The sequence below is a fragment of the Serratia sp. H1w genome (genome assembly GCF_000633355.1).
GTDB lineage: Bacteria > Pseudomonadota > Gammaproteobacteria > Enterobacterales > Enterobacteriaceae > Chania.
This window is the reverse complement of sequence record NZ_AYMQ01000228.1, coordinates 1-4,281: the sequence shown is the minus strand read 5'-3', so window position 1 is coordinate 4,281 and position 4,281 is coordinate 1. Positions and strand designations below refer to the sequence as shown.

At 50.3% G+C, this 4,281-nt stretch carries 5 protein-coding genes; all 5 read left to right on the top strand.

Going from position 1 to position 4,281, the window contains the following annotated elements:
• Positions 1-293: 293 nt before the first annotated feature.
• The 5 genes from U869_RS0129020 to U869_RS0129000 all read left to right on the top strand — a co-directional run bounded on the left by U869_RS0129020 (position 294) and on the right by U869_RS0129000 (position 3,822).
• A complete protein-coding gene (locus U869_RS0129020) occupies positions 294-926 on the top strand; it encodes a DUF3313 domain-containing protein (protein WP_025123916.1) in 633 nt (210 codons plus the stop codon).
• Positions 927-1,158: 232 nt separating this feature from the next.
• The gene (locus tag U869_RS0129015; RefSeq protein ID WP_025123915.1) at positions 1,159-1,860 is read left to right on the top strand and encodes a Crp/Fnr family transcriptional regulator; all 702 of its coding nucleotides are present in this window, start codon (positions 1,159-1,161) and stop codon (positions 1,858-1,860) included.
• 187 nt (positions 1,861-2,047) lie between these two features.
• Entirely contained in the window at positions 2,048-2,800 is a 753-nt protein-coding gene (locus U869_RS0129010; protein ID WP_025123914.1) for a nucleoside phosphorylase, read from the top strand.
• Positions 2,800-3,543 (top strand): nicotinamide riboside transporter PnuC, encoded by a 744-nt coding sequence (gene pnuC / locus U869_RS0129005; protein WP_025123913.1) that lies wholly within the window; start codon positions 2,800-2,802, stop codon positions 3,541-3,543. Before U869_RS0129010 ends, pnuC begins: the two co-directional genes overlap by 1 nt.
• A gap of 72 nt (positions 3,544-3,615) precedes the next feature.
• Positions 3,616-3,822: a hypothetical protein gene (locus U869_RS0129000; RefSeq protein ID WP_025123912.1), complete on the top strand. Its 207-nt coding sequence runs from the start codon at positions 3,616-3,618 to the stop codon at positions 3,820-3,822.
• The last annotated feature ends 459 nt before the right edge of the window (positions 3,823-4,281 follow it).

Below are 4,281 nucleotides of genomic sequence, written 5' to 3'. Positions count from 1 at the left end.
TACACATTGAATACATGACCCTATTTTGGGCATGAATAGCGTGTTGCATGTGGCTTACCTGCAAGATTGCAGGCCTGGCATAGCAAACCCTTTAGCCGTGCAATAGCGCCTAGCTTTATTAATGAGCAATCTCAGCAACAACAAAAGTTAATTTGTAACAACACCGTTTTCAGTAAGAGCTATCCAATGTCTTAATCTGCCGGTTGGTGCTATATTTTTTCAGGCACAACCAAACCTACTTCATAATGGGAAGTATATGAAAAAAAAATCGTTTTGGCGTTGCCGCGGCCGTTTTGGCTGCGGGTCTGTTGTTGGCGGGATGTTCCTCCAAGGTCGCAGATACTACCCAGTATTCAGGCTTCCTGCAGGACTACAGTAAACTGCAAAAAGTGACCACCCCCAGCGGGCATGAGGTGCTGCGCTGGATCTCTCCCGATTTTAAAGAAGGCAACTATCGTGGCATCTATATTGCCCCGGTGGTGTTCTTCCCTCCAGCCAAACCGACTGAGCGTGTAAGTCAGCAAACGCTGGATCAGATTAGGGAATACGCCAGCACCACGCTAAGAAATGCCGTGGCACAGCGTACTACCCTGCTGCCTAGCCCAGCGGGTAAACGCGTGCTGGTCGCTAAAGTCGCCATTACTGCGGTCACCGCGCAAAACGAAGATGTGCAATTCTATGAAGTGCTGCCTGTAACTGCCGTGATTGCCACCAGCATGGCGGCCAGCGGACACAGAACGCAAGACACCGCGTTATTCATGGAAATCCAGTTGGTTGATCAGGATACCGGTAAAACTGTGCTGGCCGTAGTGCGTAAAAGCCTCGGTAAAACGGTCAGTAATGCGAATGCCCCAATCACCTTGGTTGACGTGAAGAAAGCCATTGATGATATGGTGACGGATATTGTGAACTTCCCTAAACAGTAAGTTGTGCTACCACCGATGGGGAAATAATTTTCTCCATCGGCTTTTCTCTCCCGCTTTCCCCTTTAATTTGTGAACCCCATCACACCACTGCCCTAGCGATAAACAAGTTGGGACAAATGTCCCGACCAATATTCTAATATCAGAGCCAGCTTCCAGTTTTACCCTCCTTTTTACTATTGCCGCCGGACTGGCGTCCTGTCCTTACCTGCCGGAGAACTTTATAGTTAACGCTATGCAGAACGACAAAAAAAACAGTGAATGGCTGAGCGTTGTCGAGTTGGTGACCGGAGATGCGATACTTTATGACCTGCTGAAATACTGCCCGTTAGCGATTTTACGCCGCTGGCAATTGCAGCAAGTCAGAGCGGGTACGCTGATCTGCCAACAGAATGAAGTTTGTGATGAATTTCACCTGATCGCCCAGGGCAACGTAGACGTATTTATTCACGCCGACGACGGGCGTAAATATTTACAGGCGCGCTACCATGCTGGAGATATGCTGGGTGAGTTGGAGATCTTTGAGCAACGGCCGTATATCTGCTCGGTAGAAGCAACCAGTGAGGTTCAGTTACTAACGCTTTCACGCGCCGATTTTTGCCACTGGCTGACGGTCGACAATTACTTCAACCAGAAAATCATTCAGTCGTTCAGCAGCCAGTACTACCAGCTATCGAAAAAAGCTGGCGAAGACAGCCTCTATTCATTGCACCAGCGCGTCTGTCATGCGCTGTGGCAAAGCTACCAACACCAGGGAGCCAAAAATGAAGCAGGGATCACCATTAACAAACAACAGCTCAGCGAACAGTTTGCCGTAGCCCCACGTAGTATCAACCGCATCCTGTTTGAACTGCGCGAGCAACATATTATTACGGTCAACGGTGAACGGATTGCGGTGGTCGACCCGGTGCGTTTACATCAACAGGCCGGGTTTTGATTCCAGCGGTACCCGATTTACACCATCGGGCAGAAAATCCATCTATACCCTATGGATTTCAAGCTGCAGCTAGGCGGCAAGCTATCCCAGCCCCAGGAGCTTACTTTTAGTAAGTGACTGGGGTGGGATAGTGCAGGTAACAACGCTGCGGTTTGAAAGACGACGGGTATAAACGCAGGTAAGCTCCATGACTCAACTACAACCCCACATCCGGCTTAGCCGGCAGATGACACACGCCCATTACGCGCTGTTACCGGGCGATCCGCAACGCGTCGAACACGTTGCCCGCTTTCTGGAGCAGGTGGAAGACTTTGGGCAAAACCGCGAATACCGGGCGTTACGCGGCTGGTTTCGTGGCGTGGAAGTGCTGGTGATCTCAACCGGCATGGGTGGCCCCTCTACTGCCATCGCTGCCGAGGAATTGCATCAGATTGGCGTCGATTGCCTGGTACGCATTGGTAGCTGTGGCGCAATGCAGACCGCGATGAAACTGGGCGATCTGGTGATCGCAAGCGCGGCAGTACGTGATGAGGGCACCGGCAACGCCTATATTCCTGCTGCCTACCCGGCTAGTGCCGACTTTGGCCTGGTCTCTCTGCTACGCCAGCAGGCAAAAAAACTGGGATACAGTACGCACTGCGGCTATGTCCGCAGCCATGACAGTTTCTACACCGACCGGGAACAGGAGATCACCGATTTCTGGTCGGCCAAAGGCATTCTCGCCGCCGATATGGAAACCGCTCCGCTGATGGTCGTTGGTGCACTGCGTAATATGCGCATTGCTTCTATCCTGAACGTGGTAGTGGAACACCAGGGCTGCCTGGAGCAGAGCATTAATGACTATCAACAGCAGGAACACTCCTGCCAACGTGGCGAGGAACGCGAAATCGTGCTCGCACTCGAAACGCTGTATCAGGATCACCTTGAGAGGACGCAATAATGGATTTCTTCAGCATCAATAACGTCATGGTCAATATTCCTCTGGGCGAAGGCGGCTATGCGCTGTCATGGATCGAAGCCATTGGAACGGTATTTGGCCTGCTGTGCATCTGGTTTGCCAGCAAAGAAAAGATTATCAACTACCTGTTCGGCTTGATTAACGTCACGCTGTTTGCTGCGATCTTCTTCCAGATCCAGCTGTATGCCAGCCTGCTGTTACAAGTGTTTTTCTTCGTCGCCAACCTGTACGGCTGGTACGCCTGGAGCCGTCAGAACGAAAATAACGAAGCCGCGCTGAAAATTCGCTGGCTGCCACGGCAAAAAGCCCTCACGCTGCTGGTGGTTTGCGTGGTGGCTATCGGCCTGATGTCACTATTTATCGATCCGGTGTTCGCCGTACTGACGCGCGTGGCTATCGGTATTATGCAGGGATTGGGGCTGTCCGTAGTGATGCCTGAGCTACAGCCAGACGCCTTCCCTCTGTGGGATTCCACCATGCTGGTGCTGTCAATCGCCGCCATGGTGCTGATGACGCGCAAATACGTCGAAAACTGGCTGCTGTGGGTGGTGATTGACGTGATCAGCGTAGTGATTTACGCCATCCAGGGGGTATATGCCATGTCGTTGGAGTATATTTTACTGGCGGTGATTGCGCTGATGGGCTCGTTTGCCTGGATCAACAGTGCGCGCCAAAATGGCTCAAAGCCGTTGGAACCAGAGACAGCACTCAGGGCAATGCCTTGAAAATGGTGGGTATCCCCCCCATGTAAGCTGTGTTGTCTGCCATTTCGGTAGGTCTAGCGAAAGGAAATGAATATGTTAGAGAATTATTTTGGCTCTGGGATCGCTCCAACTGAAGAGCAAAAACGCAGATTACTGGCGGTGCAGGCAGCATTGGAACTGTTGAAGGCAACGCTGTCCGACACCAACGACGGCAACGGTGTCGAATACCAGTTGAAAACGGCAGAGAAGCACGTCAGCACTCTGGCCGATGCCATTCAGGCAGCGGTAGAGAAGAAGTAACGTCCTTGCCTTACTGAAGCCCCTGCACAATCCACGTTGTGCGGGGGCTTTTTATTTTTATTGGTAAATCAGCTCCGCCTTCCCAAGAACAATCCCCCTTCATTTCACCCACGATTATTCTCCTAGCTTTAACTATGTGTCAGCACTCACATATTTAACCAGGGAATTCTTGATTCCCGTTCACAACAACTTTCTTCTTCCTATAGGGTATAAATTAACCACCAGGAGGATGATAACTAAAAATAAACGTTAAAGTCATTACCAGTATTAAATCATGTGCATCGTAGGCTGCTCATTGGCACGCTATTATCTGCTGGTTATTAAATTAAAAAACTGACCTCCTACAGCACAAAACGTTAGATAAATTAACGCATCACCCCCAGATCATTATGTTTTTCAGTGAGTCGCTTTAGTACGCCTTGTTTTTATAAAAAATAAGGTCATGTATTCAATGTGTAG